Source organism: Novosphingobium sp. (assembly GCF_019748365.1).
Lineage (GTDB): Bacteria > Pseudomonadota > Alphaproteobacteria > Sphingomonadales > Sphingomonadaceae > Novosphingobium.
The window spans coordinates 1-17,178 of record NZ_JAIEPN010000169.1 but is presented as its reverse complement, the minus strand read 5'-3'; the positions used below and the strand labels follow the sequence as shown (position 1 = coordinate 17,178).

Genomic DNA, 17,178 nt, shown 5'->3' with positions numbered 1-17,178 from the left:
CACGAGATCGAAGCGGTTGGGGATCTTGTCGACGCAATCTTCGACGGTAACGCGCGCCATGCGGGGGCACTCCGGGAAACAGGAATGGATGGAAGAGCGGCGAGCTAGGGCTGCCATGCCCAAATGTCAAGAAAACACATGGGCGATTGATTGTGATGCGCCGCGATGGTGGTGGTACGCCGCCCAAATTGCAAACGAGCAATCCACATGCCCCAGCGAGTCGATTACGGCATCGACGCACCCGGACTGATGCGCGGTTTCCTGATCGGCGGAACGGTTGCTGCAGCCGCAGGCATGGCAACCTCGCTCGCCGGGTCTTCCGGCGCTGCGAGATTGGTCGGTGTCAGTGCATTGCTGCTTGCCAGCTACCTCTTCGGAATGGGCGGCTACATGCTTTATGAAAGCCGGATCGGCAAGGTCCGCGGCCGGGACCGTATTCTCGATCAGGCGGAGTGGCGCGGCGATGAACAGGTACTTGATGTCGGGTGCGGGCGAGGGCTGCTGCTTATCGGCGCGGCCCACCGGCTGACTTCGGGGAAGGCCATCGGGATCGACATCTGGCGGGCCAAGGATCAGTCTGGAGCCAGTCCGGAAGGTGCCGCGCACAATGCGGCGATCGAGGGCGTCGCGGAGCGCATAGCGATCGAGACCGGCGACATGCGGCAGCTACCCTTTGCGGATTCGTCGTTTGATCTCGTGATGTCGCACTGGGTGGTACACAATCTGGAGATCGAAGCCGACCGCGTCACGGCGCTTGGCGAGATGAAACGGGTGCTGCGGCCTGGTGGCAGGCTGCTGCTGACAGATATCGCAAATCGCAAGGAATACCGCCAATGGCTTGATGCCCAAGGCTTCAAGCATGTCCGGACGCTGGTTTCGCCGATCAAGGACGTTATTCTTGCCGCAGTGAGTTTCGGCAGTTTCCGTCCGGCTACCATCGTGGCCGTCAAGCCTGCCTAGCCGTCACGCACGCCGTACTGTGCTCACTCATCCCCGTAACCATAGGCCATGTGATCGGGCGCGAGGTCGCTGAAGCGGGTGATCCGGGCCTCGAACTTCAGGCGGACCTTGCCGGTGGAGCCGTGGCGCTGCTTCGCAACGATCAACTCGGCGAGGCCGAAGACGCGTTCCATTTCGGCCTGCCAGGCGGCGTGGGCTTCCTGCACTTTGGCATCGTCGGTGCCCTGCGGAACCTTGGGTTCGCGTGCGGCGACGTAGTAATCCTCGCGGAACACGAACCAGACCATGTCCGCGTCCTGCTCGATCGAGCCCGATTCGCGCAGGTCAGACAGCATCGGCCGCTTGTCGTCGCGCTGTTCGACCGCGCGGCTGAGCTGCGAGAGCGCGATGACGGGGACGCCGAGTTCCTTGGCGAGCGTCTTCAGGCCTCGGCTGATTTCGGAGATTTCGTTGACGCGGTTGTCACTGGCGCGGCCCGAGCCTTGGAGCAGCTGGAGGTAGTCGACCACGATCAGGCCGATATCATGGCGGCGCTTGAGGCGGCGGGCGCGCGTGCGCAGCGCGCCGATGGTGAGCGCGGGCGTATCGTCGATATAGAGCGGCAGTTCGGCCAGGCGCTGGCTGGCGAAGGACAGCGACTGGAAATCCTCGCGGCTGATGCGGCCCATGCGCAGCGCTTCGGAGCTGATGCCCGATTGTTCGGCAAGGATACGCGTGGCGAGCTGGTCCGCGCTCATTTCGAGGCTGAAGAAGGCGACCGCGGCGCCGACCGAATCCTTGACCGAAATGCCGTCCGCGAGATCGCGGCGCAGCCGGTCCGCCGCATTGAACGCGATATTGGTGACGAGCGAGGTCTTGCCCATGCCGGGGCGCCCGGCAAGGATGATAAGGTCGCTGTCGTGCAAACCGCCGATCTTCTCGTTGACCGAGGTAAGGCCGGTGGTCTTGCCCGAGATATGGCCGCCCGAGAGCAGCGCCTTCTCGATCATTTCGAGCGAGACGCGCGTGGCACTGCCGAAGCTCTGCGCTTCGTTGCCGGTCTGCGCGCCTTCCGCCACGGCATAGAGCGCGGCTTCGGCCTGCTCGATCTGCTTGAGCGGCGCGACCGTCTCGCTCGTATCCATCGCGCCCGAAACGAGATTGCGCCCGACGGTGATCAGCTCGCGCAGCAGCGCGAGGTCGTAGATCTGCTCGGCAAGTTCCTTGGGCGCGAGCAGGCCCTGGCCGTCTGCCGTCAGCCGCGCGAGGTAGGCGGTGCCGCCGAGTTCCTTGAGGCCTTCGTCCGCCTCGAAATAGGGCTTGAGCGTGACCGGGGTGACCACTGCCTTGCGGTCGATCAGCGCGAGGATGCGCTCGAAAACCCGGCCATGAACCGGCGCGAAGAAGTGCTCCGGACGTAGCGGCGTGGGCAGTTCTTCAAGGATCCGGTTGTCGATCAGCACCGCGCCGAGGAACGCGGCTTCCGCCTCCACGTTGGCGGGAAGCGAGGCGACAGGGGCACCGGAGGAGTCGGGCTCGCGCAGGGGGATCGGCTGGACGTTGGACATGCCCGCCTTGTGGAGGAGCAGGGGGCTTGCGGCAAGCGGCGCGGATGCCACACCGCCTGTGGATAGCGGGGAGGGATCGCGAAAGAGCGCGGATTCCTTACGCAAATGGCTTGCCCGCGCGGGAACCGTCTGCAAGACACTGGCCGCCATGGCCGACCCGCGCATTTCGCATATCGAGCTCGACGAAGCGACGATCGTGTGGCGCAATGCCGATATCGAGCAGGAACGCCGGATCGCGATCTTCGATCTGATCGAGGAAAACACCTTCCGCCCCGTGCGCGCCGCAGCAGCGGGCTATGAAGGGCCCTATCGCCTGCGCCTGTCGGTGGACGATGGGCGGCTGGCGCTGGCGATATCGGCGGAGGACGGCAGCCCGCTTGAAACCATTGTGCTCGGGCTTGGGCGCTTTCGCCGGCCGATCCGCGATTACTTCGCGATTTGCGATTCATACTACCAGGCGATCCGGCGTGCGACCGCGCAGGAGATCGAGACCATCGACATGGCCCGCCGCGGGGTCCACAACGAAGCGGCGGATCTGCTGCTCGAGCGGTTGGAGGGCAAGATCGAGACTGATTTTGCCACCGCACGGCGGCTCTTCACCCTGATCTGCGTTCTGCATATCAGGGGATGAACAGCTAACTGGGCAGCCCTGCGTGACGAACTCCGCAAAACCAGCGCGTCGGCGCGTGTGGATCCTGCTCGCCGTGCTGGTGCTGGCAGGCCTCACGGCGGCTGTCTGGTGGGAATCGCGGCGCTGGGAGCCGGATCGTGCCCGTTTTCCGGTGCAGGGCGCCTGGCTCGATGCGCATGACGGTGCCGTCGAATGGTCCTCGCTCAAGGCGCATGGGGCCGATTTCGTCTACCTCACCGCCAGTGAAGGCGCGGGGCGGCGCGATGAGACGTTCACGGCAGGGCTCGATGCTGCGCGCAAGGCGGGGCTGCAGGCGGGCGCGGTCCACGTCTATGATCTCTGCGCCCCGGCGGACGCGCAGGCCGGCAGTTTCGTGATTGTCGTGCCGCGCGATGAGGCCTTGTTGCCCCCTGCGGTCGTGCTTGATCTTGATTCGCGCTCCTGCCCGCAGCCGCCGGGCGAGGCGGCGATGCAGAGCGAGTTGACGACGTTCCTCAACCAGATCGAGAAGCACACCGAACGCCCCGCGATCCTGATGCTCTCGCGCAGCTTCGAGGCGCGCTACCATCTTGCCGCGCGGCTGGATCGCAACTTGTGGGTGGCGGGCGATTTCCTTGAGCCGACCTATGCCGGGCGGCCCTGGGTGATGTGGACCGCAACCTCGCGGCTGCGCGTTGCCGGCGTTGCCGGGCCGGTGCGCTGGGTGGCGGTGCACCGATGAGCGAATCGACGCACAATCTTGTTGCCGCCGCGAAGGAAGCCGCGCGCACCGCCTATGCGCCCTATTCGGTCTTCCATGTCGGCGCCGCGCTGCTGTTCGATGATGGCGCTGTGGTGCAGGCGGCGAATGTCGAGAACGCAAGCTACGGCCTTTCGCTCTGCGCCGAAGCCAATGCCGTGGCCCGCGCGATGACCGAGGGGCGGCGCGGCGGGCTGGTCGCCGTGGCGATTGCGGGCGGCAAGCCCGATTCCGAGGGCAATCCTGTGCTCGGACCCGAACCCGTGATGCCCTGCGGACGCTGCCGCCAGATGCTGCACGAACTGGCGGCGCTTGGCGGGACGGATCCCGAGGTGATCGGCGTAGCCCAAGACGGCCTTACCCGCCTGCCCCTGTCCGCCCTCTTGCCCCATGCCTTCGGACCGGCCAATCTGGCCTGAGCCGCTTTCTTCCCTTCCCAGCATACCGGAGTGCCGCATTGGCCATTCTTTCCGACAAGTGGATCCGCACGCAGGCCCTCGAACACGGCATGATCGAGCCGTTCGTGGAGAGCCAGCGGCGCGAGGGCTGCATTTCCTACGGCCTCTCCTCCTATGGCTATGACGCGCGGGTGGCGGACGAGTTCAAGATCTTCACCAACATCGATTCGTCGGTGGTGGACCCGAAGGATTTCGATTCGAACTCGTTCGTCGATCGCAAGACCGACGTCTGCGTGATCCCGCCCAATTCCTTCGCGCTGGCCCGGACGGTCGAATACTTCCGCGTGCCGCGCGATGTGCTGGTAATCTGCCTCGGCAAATCGACCTACGCGCGCTGCGGGATCATCGTGAACGTGACGCCGCTGGAGCCGGGCTGGGAAGGCCATGTGACGCTGGAGTTTTCCAACACCACGCCGCTGCCCGCGAAGATCTATGCCAACGAAGGCGCGTGCCAGTTCCTGTTCCTGCAGGGGAACGAGCCGTGCGAGGTGAGCTATGCCGACCGTGCGGGCAAATACATGGGCCAGCGCGGGGTGACCCTGCCGAGGCTTTGAACACTAACGATAACGGGAGAGAACAATGGCAACGACCAAGGCCGAACGGCCGTTTGATATCATCGTCTATGGCGCGACCGGCTACACCGGGCGGCTGGTGGCTGAATATCTGGCGCATCATTATGGCAAGGATGGCCCGCGCTGGGCGATGGCCGGGCGCAGTGCGGAGAAGCTTGCCGAAGTGCGCGATCTGATTAGTGCGCCGGCGGATACGCCGCTGGTGGTGGCCGATTCGTCCGATCCCGCGAGCCTTGCCGCAATGGCCGAGCAGACCCGCGTGGTGGTCACGACGGTCGGCCCGTACCAGCTCTATGGGGAGCCGGTGCTGCGCGCCTGCGTCGCGGCGGGGACGGACTATGCCGACCTCTGCGGCGAGCCGGTGTGGATGCGCCAGATGGTCGATGCGCTGCACGAGCAGGCCAAGGAAACCGGCGCGCGGGTGGCGTTCTCCTCGGGCTTCGATTCGATCCCCTTCGATCTTGGCGTCTACATGCTGCAGCAGGAAGCCAAGGCGCGCTTCGGAGCACCCGTGCCGCGGGTGAAGTGCCGCGTTCGGGCGATGCAGGGCGGTTTCTCGGGCGGCACGGCGGCGAGCCTCGGCGCGACGCTCAAGGCGCTGGGTGCCAACCCTTCGCTCATCCCGATCATGACGAGCCCCTTCGGCCTCACCCCCGGATTCGAAGGGCCGGAGCAGCCGGCGGGCGACAAGCCGTTCCTCGACGAGGCGACTGGCAGCTGGGCCGCGCCCTTCATCATGGCGGTGATCAATACCAAGAACGTCCACCGCACCAATTTCCTGCGCGGGCATCCCTATGGCGCGGACTTCGTCTATGACGAGATGATGCTGACCGGGCCCGGCGAGCAGGGCCAGGCGATTGCCGAGCATGTAGCGAAGACGCCGATGATCGGCGGTCCGAACGATCCCAAGCCGGGCGAAGGCCCGACCGCGGAGGAGCGGCTCAACGGCCACTACGACGTGCTGTTCGTGGGCGAAATGCCCGATGGCCGCGAGATCCGCTATGGCGTCAAGGGGCGGTACGATCCGGGCTATGGCTCGACCAGCCGCATGCTCGCCGAAACCGGCATCGCGCTGCTCTCGTGCAAGGCGGAAGGCGCGATTGCCACGCCGGGCGCGCTGCTGGGCGAAGCACTGGTCGAGCGCCTGCGCGCCCATGCCGAGATCAGCTTCGCGCCGGAGTGAACTTCAGCGGCGCTGCGGTGTCTGCCGCAGCGCCGCCACGCAGGCAGCCCGATCGACATCGCGCCCGTCGCCGCGCCGCGCGTCGATAAACGTGGCGATGGGCCGGCCGCCCGCGTCTGGCGGATAGAGATAGGCATCGAGCACGCAGGGCGTGCCGCTCCACTGCAGCTTGCGCGCATCGCCCTCGCGCACGTCGAGCCGGGGCGCGCCGAACTGGCGGGTGAGCGCATCGGCATCGGCGCCGATCACCCCTTCGAGACCCGGCAGCACCTGAATATGCGGACGGGGACGCTGCGTCTGGATCGCGGCAGGAGGGGCTGGCCGGATCGCCCTTGGCGGTGGCGGTGGAGCCGGCAAGGGGCGCACCGCCTCCGTAGAGCCGCCACATGCGGCGAGCGCGAGCAGCGCCGGAAGCGCAAGCAGCTGGTATGCTTTCATGACGTCGGTGAATCGCCGCTGCGCCGCGCTGTGTCAACGCACCCGGCTGGCACGGCGGCTCTTCGCAGCGCAGCATTGCACCGCCTCGCCCTGCCCGCTACGGCCTCATGCCGAGAGACATACCTTTTGGAGTAACCGGATGAGCCCTGCCCCCGCCCGTTTCGATGTGATCGCCATCGGCAATGCCATCGTCGATGTCATGGCTCCGGCGGCAGAGGACGACATCACCCGGCTGGGCCTTGCCAAGGGCGGCATGACGCTTGTCGACACGGCGCGCGCGCATGAGCTTTACGAGGCGATGGGCCCGGCGCGGGAAATCTCCGGCGGCTCGGCGGCGAACACGCTCGCCGGTCTCGCGGCGCTTGGCGCGAAGTGCGCGTTCATCGGTCAGGTTGCCGATGACCAACTGGGCGAGGTTTTTGCCCACGACATCCGCGCAGGCGGGATCGCCTTCGACACACCCGCGCGCGGGAAAGACCCGGCCACCGCGCGCTGCCTGATCTTCGTGACGCCGGATGGCCAGCGCACGATGAACACCTATCTCGGCGCTTCGCAGTTCCTGCCGGCCTCGGCGCTTGACGAGAGCGTGATCGCCGAATCGTCCGTGCTCTATCTCGAAGGCTATCTGTGGGACCCGGAAGAGCCCCGCCTTGCCATGCGCCGCGCCATCGCGGCAGCGCGCGAAGCCGGGCGGCAGGTCGCTTTCACGCTGTCCGACGGCTTCGTGATCGCGCGCCATGGCGATGATTTCCGCGCGCTGATCGAGGCGGGCGAGATCGACATCCTGTTCGCCAACGAACACGAGCTGGCCGCGCTGACCGGCGAGGACGATTTCCACGCCGGTATCGCTGCGCTGGCGCCCAAGGTGCCGGTGCTGGTCGTGACCCGCAGCGAGAACGGCGCGCATGCCGTGGCGCATGGCGAGCATGTCTCGGTTCCTGCCGAGCCGGTCGAGCACGTGGTCGATACGACCGGCGCGGGCGATCTGTTCGCAGCCGGGTTCCTGTTCGGCCACGTGCGCGGGCACAGCCTTGCCGATTGCCTCAAGCTTGGCGCGATCTGCGCGGCCGAAGTGATCTCGCACTATGGCGCGCGGCCCGAGGCGGACCTCGCCGCGCTGGTGGCCGAGCGGCTGGGCTGACGCTCAGCCCGCCTGGCGCGCCAGCTCGCGCCAGCCGATATCGCCGCGCCAGAAGCCGTCGTCGAAGCGGATCTCCGCCAGCGCGGCATAGGCGCGGTCGCGGGCTTCCTGCAGCGAGGCCCCGGTGGCGGTGACATTGAGGACGCGCCCACCCTTGGCAACGAGCGCGCCCTCATCTGTTGCCGCCGTACCTGCGTGGAAGACCTTGGCGCCGTGGGCCTCGGCGGCGGGAAGGTTCGCGATCGCACCGCCGCTGGCCGGCGTTGCAGGATAGCCTCTGGCTGCCACGACCACCGTCATGGCATTTGCGGCGGAGAGGGATGGCGCGGCGGCTCGGGCGAGTTCCCCGCGGGCGCAGGCATCGAGCAGGTCCACGAGATCGCTTTCCAGCCGCATCATCAGCACCTGGCATTCGGGATCGCCGAAGCGGCAATTGTATTCGATCAGCTTGGGGCCGTTCGCCGTCAGCATCAGCCCGGCGAACAGCACGCCCGAATAGGGCATCCCCGCATCGGCCATGGCCTTCACTGTCGGCGCGATGATCTCGGCCATAGCACGGGCTTCGAGTTCGGCGGTCAGCACCGGCGCCGGGCTATAGGCACCCATGCCGCCCGTGTTGGGGCCAGTATCGCCCTCGCCCACCCGCTTGTGGTCCTGCGCCGAACCGAACAGCGCGATAGCGTTGCCGTCGGTGATCGCGAAGAGGCTCACTTCCTCGCCTTCGAGAAATTCCTCGATCACCACTTCGGCGCCCGCCCCGCCGAAGGCGCCGGCGAACATGTCGTCGATGGTGGCTGCGGCTTCCTCGGCGGTCTGGGCGATCACCACGCCCTTGCCTGCCGCAAGGCCATCGGCCTTGATCACCACCGGGAGCGCAAAACCGGCGAGTGCGGCATGGGCCTCGGCGGCGCTCCTCGCACGGACGTAGCCAGCGGTCGGGATGCCGGCGCGGGTGCACATGTCCTTGGTGAAGCCCTTGGAGCCCTCAAGCTGGGCGGCGTCCTTGCCGGGACCGAACACTGCAATGCCGACGGCGCGCAGCGAATCGCCAAGGCCATCGACCAGCGGCGCTTCCGGGCCGACGACAACGAGCGCGATGGCGTGGTCGGCGCAGAATGCGATTACAGCGGCATGATCGGTGAGTGTGAGCGGGACACATCCGCCTTGGCCATCGTGCGCGGCAATCACTTCGGCGATGCCCGGGTTCCCCGGCGAAGCCCACAGCGCCGTGCAACGCGGCGATTGCGCCATCTTCCACGCCAGCGCATGTTCGCGTCCGCCCGAGCCGATGAGCAGGATATTCATGCCAGATATGCCGCCTTACCGTGAAGATGAAGCCGGGCTGTTAGCCGCCCAGACTGCGGGCGACAACGCCCCGGCGCTTTCCATCAGCGAGATTTCGCAGCTCCTCAAGCGCACGGTGGAAGACCGCTTCGGCTTCGTGCGCGTGCGCGGCGAGCTTTCGGGGGTGAAGCGGGCGGCATCGGGCCACCTCTATCTCAGCCTCAAGGACGAGAACGCGCGGCTCGATGGCGTGATGTGGCGTGGCGGCGCGCAGCGGCTGGGCTTCGTGCCGGAAGACGGCGTCGAAGTGATCTCGACCGGCAAGCTGACGACCTATCCCGGCCGATCCAACTATCAGATCGTGATCGAGCGCATGGAGATTGCCGGCGAAGGCGCGCTGCTGGCGCTGCTGGCCAAGACCAAGGCGCGGCTGGAGGCGGAAGGGCTCTTCGCGCCCTCGCGCAAGCGGCCCCTGCCCTATCTGCCGCGCGTGATCGGCGTCGTGACGTCGCCCACAGGAGCGGTGATCCGTGATATCCTGCACCGCCTGCGTGACCGGTTTCCCACTCATGTCGTGGTCTGGCCGGTGCTGGTGCAGGGGCCGGGCGCGGCGGCACAGATCGCCGCTGCGGTGCGCGGCTTTTCGGCGCTGGAGCCGGGCGGACCGGTCCCTCGCCCCGATCTCGTGATCGTGGCGCGCGGGGGCGGCTCGATCGAAGACCTGTGGTGCTTCAACGATGAGGATGTTGTCCGCGCCATCGCTGCGAGCACGATTCCCACCATCAGCGCCGTGGGCCATGAAACCGACACCACGCTTGCCGATTTCGCCGCCGACGTCCGCGCGCCGACGCCGACCGCTGCGGCTGAAATTGCGGTTCCGGTGCGCGGTGAGCTGATCGCAGGGCTTGCCGATCTGCAGGCCCGCAAGCAGCGCGCGGTGGTCAGGCTGCTCAGCCTCGCGCGGGAGCGGCTGGAGCAACGCGCGCGTCGTCTGCCGGAGCCGCAGGCCCTGCTGGAGGGACAGGCGCAGCGACTCGATGACCTCGGCGACCGCCTGCGTCGCGCGCTGGTGCACCGCACGGGGCTTGCCGCAACGCAGCTGGCGCAGCGGTCGGCGGGGCTGCGGCCCGCCGTGCTTGAGGCGCGGTTGCGGCAGGGGCAGGATCGGCTCGCCGGGCAGCGCTTGCGGCCCGCGCTTGTCCTGCAGCGGATCGAAGCCGGCCGGACCGCGCTCGCTGCTCTTGACCGCGTGCGGCGCTCGCTCGATCCCAAGGCGCCGTTGCGACGCGGCTATGTGCTGGTGACCGATGCTAGCGGGCATCTCGTCCGCTCGCGCATGGTGGCCGAAGCGGCGGGCCTGCTCCATCTGGAGTTTGGTGACGGCGTGCTTGATGTGGTCCCGAGCGGGGCGCCTGTGCCCCCTGCCCCGCGCGCCGCGCCGAAGCCACGCGGGCCCGCCCCGGGGGATGCGCAGCCGAAATTGCTTTGAGCGGCGTGACGCACTAGATTGGACCCCATGCTGATGAACTCTGCCAACCGCCTCGCGCGCCTGCACTACCTGCCCAGCCATTTCCGCCAGATCGGCGCGGGCGATCACGTGCTCTGCGCGGTGAGCGGCGCGCGGATTGGTCTCGATATGCTGCGCTACTGGAGTGTGGAGCGCCAGGAGGCTTACGCCAGCGCCGAGATCGCGACGCGCCGCCTGCTCGGCGAGGAATGATCGGGCGACCGGTGCCTTCCGCCGCCGCTTTCCTGCGCGGCGCGTTTTCTGCCATCATCGTGTTGGGCGCCGGCGGTGCAAGCCCGGCCACGCCGCCAGCCGTGGCCACAGCGCCCCTGTCTGCGCAAACAACCGAACTGCCGCCTGCCGAGCCGGCGCCAGGCACCCTTGGCGGCATGCAATATCGCGGAAAGCTCGCGCAAGGCGGATGGATTCGCGGGACTGCGCCGAGCGGAACCAGCAGCGTGTCTCTGGGCGGGACGACGCTGCCGCTCGCGCCCGATGGCACGTTCTTCGCTGCGTTCGATCGCGATGCACCGGCCAGCCTTGTTCTGGCGATAACGGCAGCCAGCGGCTTCTCCCTCTCGACCGAGCTGGCCGTGGCGCCGCGCAGCTGGCGGATCGAAGCGGTCAACGTGGCGAAGCGCCCCGGCAAGCTGCCCGATGCCGAATTCAAGGCGCGGCGAGAGGCGGAGCTGGTCCGGATCGGTGCAGCCCGCGCCAGAGGCAGCGCCGCCGCCGGCTGGCGGCAGACGATGCTTTGGCCTTCCGCGGGGCGTGTATCGGGTGAGTTCGGCTCGCAGCGGATCTATCGCGGTGAACCCGGGGCCTATCACGCCGGCATCGATCTTGCGGCGCCGCAGGGAGCCGAGATTCGCGCCCCGGCAGACGGCGTGGTGACACTCGCGGCCCGCGAGGCGCCGTTCACGCTGGAGGGGCGCCTCTTGATCCTCGACCACGGCATGGGGCTCACCTCGGCGTTCCTGCATTGCTCCGATCTGGTGGTGCAGGAGGGTGACACTGTGCTGCAGGGCCAGCTGATTGGACATGTCGGCATGACAGGCCGCGCGACGGGCCCGCATCTCCACTGGGCCCTCACATGGCAGGGGCGCAGACTGGACCCGAGGCTGTTTGCTGCGCCATCACGCTGAATCTGCAAGGCCGCGCACATTTCTTGCCTCAAATCGGGAGCACTGCGCAAAATATTGTCGACAAACCGATCCGGATGTAACTTCCGAGCGCGGAGCGCGGTTTGAGCCATTTGCCAGAGCGTTGCGAAACACCGACAGTGTGTTGCAGTCTCGCCACATAGCACGAACGTTTTGCAGATCGGTTGCAAATCGGCCTTCCAAGAAGCCTGCGAAATCTCCCAGTAAGCCCCATCGTTCCTCACAGGTCGACTGCCATCTGACACGCCCGGCGCAGACCGGACCAGAGGCTATGTTGATCGGGGAACTTCTTCCGGTGGCCTTGGGGATCCCGAATGGGGTTGGGGCCGCCCATTGAAGGGACTGGACACGTGAAGACCAACAACAACGCCGCCTTTAAGGCGGGTGCTGCGCCTTTCGCGCTTGCACTCGCACTCGTTTCCGCCCCCGCATTCGCGCAGGACGCCACGCCGCAGGCTGACACCGCGACCGAAGCAAGCGATGCTACTGCAATCGTCGTCACCGGTTCGCGCATTGCCCGTCCTGATCTTGAGTCGTCCGTGCCGGTTTCGGTCGTCGGGCAGACGCAGATCCAGCAGACTGGCGCTGCCAACATTCAGGACGTGCTGGCAGACCTGCCAGCGGTCGGCCAGAACATCAGCCGTACCTCGTCCAACTTCTCGACGACCGGTAACGGCCAGGCGACCGTCAACCTGCGGAACCTCGGCTCGGCCCGTACGCTCGTGCTCGTGAATGGCCGTCGCTTCGTTCCGGGCCTCCCCGGTACCTCGATCGTTGACCTCAACACCATCCCGACCGATCTCATCAAGAAGATCGAAGTCGTCACCGGCGGCGCCTCGGCGGTCTATGGTTCGGAAGCCATCGCCGGTGTGGTCAACTTCGTGCTTGATGACAAGTTTGAAGGCCTGCGCGTGCGCGGTCAGGGCAACATTACCGACAAGGGCGATGCCGGGCGTCGTCTCGTCTCGGTCACCGCCGGCAAGTCCTTCGCCAATGGCGCTGGCCACATCGTGATCAATGGCCAGTACGACAAGGACGACGGTCTGCGTTCGAAGGAGCGCGACTTCTCGGCTCGTGACATCCCGAACCGCAGCTCGTTTGCCGCGCAGGGTCTTTTCAGCCCCGACGGCTCGTTCGCGCCTGGTGCGGGGACCTTCACGTTCGGTCCGAACAACCAGCTCAAGAACTATCAGAGCGCGAACATCGACGGTTACAACCGTGCCGCCGATCGCTATCTTGCGGTCCCTGTCGAGCGCTACCTCGGTACCCTGCTGGCAAGCTACGATTTCTCCGACAAGGTGACCTTCTTCACCGAGCTCACCTATGCCAAGACCAAGTCGCGTTCACGGCTTGAACCGCAGGCGGTTGCCTATACCGATCTGGCTTACGCCGATGGTTCGGCGTTCGATGGTATTCCGATCGCCAACCCCTTCATCCCGCAGGCGGTCCGGGATGCGATGATCGCCAGCGGCACTGATGTTCTTCCCTTCCGCCGCCGGTCCAACGACATCTTCGACCGTTCGAATGTCAATGATCGCGACACCTGGCGCGTCATGGGTGGGTTGCGTGGTACATTCGGCAAGTCTCTGAACTGGGACATTTCCTACTCGCATGGCGAAACCAAGGATTCCACCAGCTCCGGCACGATCCTTGCGCCGCTTTACGCGAATGCACTGAACGCAGTGGCAGGCCCGAACGGTCCGGTCTGCGCCATCAACGCCGATGCCGATCCGAGCAACAACGACCCGAACTGCGTTCCGATCAATATCTTCGGTCGCAACACGGTATCGTCGGCTGCGGCAGCTTACGTGACCAACAATGGCCAGCGTTCGACCTACGACGCTCGCGTTAAGCAGGACGTCGTCACGGCCAACCTGGCCGGCAGTCTGTTCAGCGTGTTCGGTGCGAGCCCGGTCGGCTTCGCAGTGGGCGCTGAATACCGCCGTGAGCAGAGCAGCGAGGACTTCGATACCGCCACCAACCTGGGCCTGACTCTGGGCAACCAGCTGAGCGACACCTTCGGTGCCTACAACGTCAAGGAAGTCTACGGCGAATTCTCGGCTCCGCTGCTCGAGGATCGTCCCTTCTTCCACTACCTCGGTGTTGAAGCCGCTGCCCGCTATGCCGACTATTCGACGGTCGGCAGCGTCTGGAGCTGGAAGGTCGGCGGTGAGTGGGCTCCGGTCAGCGATCTCCGCTTCCGTGCGGTCTACTCGGAAGCGACCCGCGCGCCGAACATCTCGGAGCTCTTCTCGGCTCAGAGCGAGACGTTCCCCGCGGTCATCGATCCGTGCGACCAGAAGGCTGGTGGCGGTGATACCGCCGCGATCTCGATCACGCGCGATCAGCTGCCCGCCGCATGTCTTGCCATTCCGGCGATTGCGGCGGCATCGTCGACCGCAAACGGCTTCACCTATACGACCGCCCAGATCCAGACGATCAACGGTTTCACGGGTGGCAATCGCAATCTGAATCAGGAAGTCGCTCAGACCCTGACGCTCGGTGCAGTGTTCGCACCGCGCGCCATCCCCGGCTTCAGCGTGACGGTGGACTACTACCGGATCAAGGTTCGGGATGCGATCGGCATCATCGGCCAGCAGACTTCGCTGGACGAGTGCCTTACCGGTTCGGGCGCAGCGCTGTTCTGCAACAACATCATTCGTGATGCTGCAGGCCGCGTGAAGACGATCAACGCGCTGAACCTGAACACCGGTTCCTACCGGGTCGAGGGTATCGACACGCAGGTCGGTTATCGCCGTGCGTTCAGCAGCAGCGTGTCGATCGACACGACCGTCCGGTGGACCCATCTGCTTGAGCAGAGCCAGACCTCGTTCCCGGGTGGACCGACCCAGAACGAACTGCGGCAGCTGGATTGCTACAGCTGCGGCCGTCTCGGCACCGGTTTCCGCGACAAGGTCAACGCTTCGACCACGATCAACTGGAACAACTTCTCGCTCAACTGGCGGGTCAACTACCTGAGCTCGGTTGTGGATGATAACACCAGCGACACGCCGATCTCGACCGGCGCTGTGTGGTATCACGAGGCGCAGCTGCGGATCGGGCTCGACAAGGCCAAGAAGTACGAATTCTACTTCGGCATCGACAACATCTTCGATCGCAAGCCGCCGCTGTTTGGCGACACGAACCCGGTTACCTTCCCGGGCACGCGTACGTCCGCCAACACGTATGACCTCTTTGGCAGAATGCTGTACGCAGGTTTCGACGTTCGTTTCTGAGGCGACACTGTCTCGCTAGACGTCAAGGGCGGCCCTCACGGGCCGCCCTTTTCGTATGGAGAGGAGCAGCCAGGCCGGGCAAGGCGGCCACCACGCCCCCCGAACGGGCAAGGCTCGTTTCACCACACGGTGCACCTTGTAATCGGCAGGGCCGTAACCATCTGGCCGAAACAAGCGAACGGCATTGCGGCGCCACTCCGGTCTGGTTGACACCAGCGCCCGGAACGATGCGGCAGAGCCTGTGCCAAAGGGGCGCGGCGACCCGCGCAAGCAAAGTTGGATGATTTGGAATGATGCTTTTCGGCAAGGATTTCGTTCGCTCTCTGGTGCTGGGCTTTGCGCTCGGTTCGGCAGCGATGGTGTTTACTTTCGGCGTGCAGCCGGCGCAGGCCGCCACGTCCGCGGCAAATGTGCAGGTGCAGCGATGAGCCGCGCGCGCACTTCGCTGCGCCTCCTCGCTGGCGTGTTTGCCGTTTCGGTCGCAGCTGCCTGTCTCCAGCCCGCGCAGGCCGAGGCGGGAGTTTCGGCACCGGCATCGCTGGTTCAGTCAAAGGAAGCCAAGGGACTCAAGACCGCCGTATTCGCCGGCGGCTGCTTCTGGGGCATGGAAGCGGTGTTCAGCCACATGAAGGGCGTGAGCAGCGTCGTCTCCGGTTTCGAGGGCGGCAGCCGGTCTGACGCGCATTATGAGATCGTCAGCAGCGGCACGACAGGCCATGCCGAAGCGGTGCGGATCACCTATGATCCGGCCGTGGTGCGTTACGATCAGCTGCTGCAAGTTTTCTTCTCGGTGGCGAGCGATCCGACCCAACTTAACCGCCAGTATCCCGATACCGGTACCCAGTATCGCAACGCGATCGTGCCGCAGAATGCGGAGCAGGCCCGGGTGACCACGGCCTATCTCGCGCAGCTCAAGAAGTCTGGTCTGTGGAAGCGCCCGATCGTGACGGCGGTCGAGCCCAATCGCGGCTTCTTCGCGGCCGAGGACTACCATCAGGACTTCGCGCTCAAGAACCCGGACCACGGCTATATCCGCATGTGGGATGCGCCCAAGGTCACGGCATTGAAGCGCACTTTCCCCGGCCTTTGGAAGCCTGACTTCACCCGCGGGTGAAGCGTATTTGCGCTTGGGCGCAAGGCGGTTTATCTCAGCGGTCATGGCGGGCCATCACAACCATCACGATTTTGCCGGTGACATGCTGGTCGATGCAGCGCGCGGCGCGCTGCAGGCGGCCGGTGAGCAGTGGACGGACATGCGCAGCGACGTGTTCGAGGCGCTGGCAGCCCACGAGAAACCCGCGTCGGCATACGACATTGCGGAAAGCGTCGGCGCGCGGCGCGGCAAGCGGGTGGCCGCCAACAGCGTCTACCGGATTCTCGACTTGTTCGTGCGCACCAACCTCGCGCGGCGGGTGGAAAGCGCGAATGCCTATGTCGCGAACAGCCATCCCGGCTGCCATCACGATTGCATCTTCCTGATCTGCGATGCCTGCGGAGAGGCGACTCATATCGACGATGACCGGTTGACCGGCGCCTTGCGTGATGCGGCGCACCGCGCGGGGTTTGCCGCCGTGCGCCCGGTTGTCGAAATCCGCGGCCGCTGCGGAGCTTGCGGGGCGGAGGCGGGGGAAGCGTGATCACCAATCGGTCCGACGATTGGCTGCAAGACGGGTTCGACAGAGCCGATTCAAGGGTGTAAGACACGTAAATGTCTAATCCGGTTACGCCGCTGCTTGATCTGGTTGATACGCCAGACGACCTTCGCAAGCCTCCACCTTCGCAATTGCGCCAGCTCGCGGACGAGTTGCGGGCAGAGATGATTGCCTCGGTGGGTCAGACGGGCGGGCATCTGGGCTCGGGTCTGGGTGTGGTGGAGCTGACGACGGCGATCCACTACGTGTTCGATACGCCGCGCGACCGGCTGATCTGGGACGTGGGGCATCAGGCCTATCCGCACAAGATCCTCACCGGCCGCCGCAGCCGCATGCGCACGCTTCGCCAGGGCGGCGGGCTTTCGGGCTTCACCAAGCGCTCCGAGAGCGAGTACGATCCCTTCGGCACCGCGCATTCCTCCACCTCGATCTCGGCGGCGCTGGGCTTTGCCATTGCCAACAAGCTCAAGGACCAGCCGGGCAAGGCCATCGCGGTGATCGGCGACGGCGCGATGAGCGCGGGCATGGCCTATGAGGCGATGAACAATGCGGCCGAGGCCGGCAACCGCCTCGTCGTCATCCTCAACGACAACGACATGTCGATCGCGCCGCCGGTGGGCGGGCTCTCGGCCTATCTCGCGCGGCTCGTCTCCTCGCGGCCGTTCCT

General features: G+C 65.9%; 19 protein-coding genes. 15 read left to right on the top strand and 4 right to left on the bottom strand.

Features of this window, described 5'->3' with window-relative positions:
* The coding region (gene rpoZ, locus K5Q19_RS18420; protein WP_292948262.1) for a DNA-directed RNA polymerase subunit omega at positions 1 to 60 on the bottom strand (60 nt) is incomplete at its 3' end.
* A gap of 105 nt (positions 61 to 165) precedes the next feature.
* Between rpoZ and K5Q19_RS18415 the strand changes: the two genes are divergently transcribed.
* Positions 166 to 960, top strand: a complete 795-nt coding sequence (locus K5Q19_RS18415; protein WP_292948256.1) for a class I SAM-dependent methyltransferase — start codon at positions 166 to 168, stop codon at positions 958 to 960.
* A gap of 23 nt (positions 961 to 983) precedes the next feature.
* Here the strand turns inward: K5Q19_RS18415 and K5Q19_RS18410 are convergent, their stop codons facing one another.
* Positions 984 to 2,507, bottom strand: a complete 1,524-nt coding sequence (locus tag K5Q19_RS18410) for a replicative DNA helicase (RefSeq protein WP_292948260.1) — start codon at positions 2,505 to 2,507, stop codon at positions 984 to 986.
* 148 nt (positions 2,508 to 2,655) lie between these two features.
* Here K5Q19_RS18410 and K5Q19_RS18405 point away from each other — a divergent pair, with 148 nt between their 5' ends.
* Genes K5Q19_RS18405 through K5Q19_RS18385 form a run of 5 tightly spaced genes read left to right on the top strand, consistent with a single transcriptional unit; the run spans position 2,656 to position 6,090 of the window.
* Positions 2,656 to 3,138, top strand: coding sequence for a UPF0262 family protein (locus K5Q19_RS18405; protein ID WP_292948254.1), 483 nt, complete (start codon positions 2,656 to 2,658; stop codon positions 3,136 to 3,138).
* A gap of 22 nt (positions 3,139 to 3,160) precedes the next feature.
* The gene (locus K5Q19_RS18400) at positions 3,161 to 3,859 is read left to right on the top strand and encodes a glycoside hydrolase family 25 protein (protein ID WP_292948253.1); all 699 of its coding nucleotides are present in this window, start codon (positions 3,161 to 3,163) and stop codon (positions 3,857 to 3,859) included.
* Positions 3,856 to 4,296: a cytidine deaminase gene (locus K5Q19_RS18395; RefSeq protein ID WP_292948252.1), complete on the top strand. Its 441-nt coding sequence runs from the start codon at positions 3,856 to 3,858 to the stop codon at positions 4,294 to 4,296. The genes K5Q19_RS18400 and K5Q19_RS18395 overlap by 4 nt, the downstream gene beginning before the upstream one ends.
* A 38-nt stretch (positions 4,297 to 4,334) precedes the next feature.
* Positions 4,335 to 4,889 (top strand): dCTP deaminase, encoded by a 555-nt coding sequence (dcd, locus tag K5Q19_RS18390; protein ID WP_292948251.1) that lies wholly within the window; start codon positions 4,335 to 4,337, stop codon positions 4,887 to 4,889.
* Positions 4,890 to 4,914: 25 nt separating this feature from the next.
* Entirely contained in the window at positions 4,915 to 6,090 is a 1,176-nt protein-coding gene (locus K5Q19_RS18385) for a saccharopine dehydrogenase NADP-binding domain-containing protein (protein ID WP_292948249.1), read from the top strand.
* Between the two features lie 3 nt (positions 6,091 to 6,093).
* Here K5Q19_RS18385 and K5Q19_RS18380 read toward each other — a convergent pair whose 3' ends face one another.
* Positions 6,094 to 6,528 carry a hypothetical protein gene (locus K5Q19_RS18380; RefSeq protein ID WP_292948247.1) on the bottom strand — a complete coding sequence of 145 codons (435 nt, stop codon included), beginning with the start codon at positions 6,526 to 6,528 and terminating at the stop codon, positions 6,094 to 6,096.
* Between the two features lie 139 nt (positions 6,529 to 6,667).
* On the opposite strand from K5Q19_RS18380, the gene K5Q19_RS18375 reads away from it, so the two are divergent.
* On the top strand, positions 6,668 to 7,669 hold the full coding sequence (locus K5Q19_RS18375) for an adenosine kinase (protein WP_292948245.1): 1,002 nt from the start codon (positions 6,668 to 6,670) through the stop codon (positions 7,667 to 7,669).
* Positions 7,670 to 7,672: 3 nt separating this feature from the next.
* On the opposite strand, the gene purD is transcribed toward K5Q19_RS18375, so the two are convergent.
* Positions 7,673 to 8,974: a phosphoribosylamine--glycine ligase gene (gene purD, locus K5Q19_RS18370; RefSeq protein WP_292948243.1), complete on the bottom strand. Its 1,302-nt coding sequence runs from the start codon at positions 8,972 to 8,974 to the stop codon at positions 7,673 to 7,675.
* A gap of 7 nt (positions 8,975 to 8,981) precedes the next feature.
* Between purD and xseA the strand changes: the two genes are divergently transcribed.
* The 8 genes from xseA to K5Q19_RS18330 form a co-directional block, all read left to right on the top strand.
* A complete protein-coding gene (xseA, locus tag K5Q19_RS18365) occupies positions 8,982 to 10,442 on the top strand; it encodes an exodeoxyribonuclease VII large subunit (RefSeq protein WP_292948258.1) in 1,461 nt (486 codons plus the stop codon).
* 27 nt (positions 10,443 to 10,469) lie between these two features.
* Complete coding sequence (locus K5Q19_RS18360) at positions 10,470 to 10,673, top strand: DUF2093 domain-containing protein (RefSeq protein WP_292948241.1); 204 nt, start codon at positions 10,470 to 10,472, stop codon at positions 10,671 to 10,673.
* Between the two features lie 11 nt (positions 10,674 to 10,684).
* A complete protein-coding gene (locus K5Q19_RS18355; RefSeq protein WP_292948239.1) occupies positions 10,685 to 11,605 on the top strand; it encodes a M23 family metallopeptidase in 921 nt (306 codons plus the stop codon).
* 368 nt (positions 11,606 to 11,973) lie between these two features.
* On the top strand, positions 11,974 to 14,859 hold the full coding sequence (locus K5Q19_RS18350) for a TonB-dependent receptor (protein ID WP_292948237.1): 2,886 nt from the start codon (positions 11,974 to 11,976) through the stop codon (positions 14,857 to 14,859).
* A gap of 290 nt (positions 14,860 to 15,149) precedes the next feature.
* Complete coding sequence (locus K5Q19_RS18345) at positions 15,150 to 15,287, top strand: hypothetical protein (protein ID WP_292948235.1); 138 nt, start codon at positions 15,150 to 15,152, stop codon at positions 15,285 to 15,287.
* Complete coding sequence (msrA, locus tag K5Q19_RS18340; protein WP_292948233.1) at positions 15,284 to 15,973, top strand: peptide-methionine (S)-S-oxide reductase MsrA; 690 nt, start codon at positions 15,284 to 15,286, stop codon at positions 15,971 to 15,973. The genes K5Q19_RS18345 and msrA overlap by 4 nt, the downstream gene beginning before the upstream one ends.
* Positions 15,974 to 16,016: 43 nt before the next feature.
* Complete coding sequence (locus tag K5Q19_RS18335) at positions 16,017 to 16,496, top strand: transcriptional repressor (protein ID WP_292948231.1); 480 nt, start codon at positions 16,017 to 16,019, stop codon at positions 16,494 to 16,496.
* Between the two features lie 71 nt (positions 16,497 to 16,567).
* A partial coding sequence (locus K5Q19_RS18330) for a 1-deoxy-D-xylulose-5-phosphate synthase N-terminal domain-containing protein (RefSeq protein WP_292948229.1) occupies positions 16,568 to 17,178 on the top strand: 611 nt, incomplete at its 3' end.